Consider the following 727-nt stretch of genomic DNA (forward strand, 5'->3'; position numbering starts at 1 on the left):
CCGCCGATCTGCGGGATTCCGGCGAGGTGGTGTCTGTGAAGACTGTGGCTAAGTTGATGCGTTCCAACGGTATTGCCGGTATCAGTCCGCGTCCGTGGACTCCTGTGACGACGATCGCGGATCAGAATCCGCATGCGATCCCGGATCTTGTGGGTCGTGAGTTCGATCGCGGAGTGTTGAATACGGTGTGGACGTCTGATATCACGTATTTGCGTACAACGAGTGATGGTTGGTTGTATTTGTGTGCGGTGCGGGATGGGTGTTCGCGTCGGGTACTTGGCTACGCATTCTCTGATACTCTGCACACTGATATCGTGGACACGGCGTTACGGAATGCGGTGATGTTTCGGGAGCCGGAGACCGGGTCGACCGATCAGGTCATTTTCCATGCCGACAGGGGCTGTCAGTACACCTCTGAGCAGATGGCGCAGGTCGCTGACGACCTGAAAGTGCGGCTCTCGGTGGGCAGGACCGGGGTGTGTTGGGACAACGCTCAGCAGGAAAGTTTCTGGTCGACGTTGAAGACCGAGTTCTACGATCGGCGGGAGTTCGACACTCACCTGGAGGCCATCGTCGCGGTGTCCCGCTGGATCGATCAGGTGTACAACCGCAGGAGACGACACAGCTCGCTGGGCTACCTTGACCCGGTGACATTCGAACGCAACATGATTGACCAGGCGGCTACCGAAGCCGCTTAACCGATGTCCGGCAAACGGGGGTAACCACA

1 protein-coding gene is annotated in these 727 nt (G+C 58.0%); it reads left to right on the forward strand.

The annotated features are described in order from the left end of the window. Positions 1-698, forward strand: a 698-nt coding sequence (locus B1964_RS27945; protein ID WP_139765918.1) for an IS3 family transposase, incomplete at its 5' end; no start/stop codon positions are given. Positions 699-727: the final 29 nt, after the last annotated feature.

The organism is Gordonia sp. i37 (assembly GCF_002043085.1).
GTDB classification, from domain to species: Bacteria; Actinomycetota; Actinomycetes; order Mycobacteriales; family Mycobacteriaceae; genus Gordonia; species Gordonia polyisoprenivorans.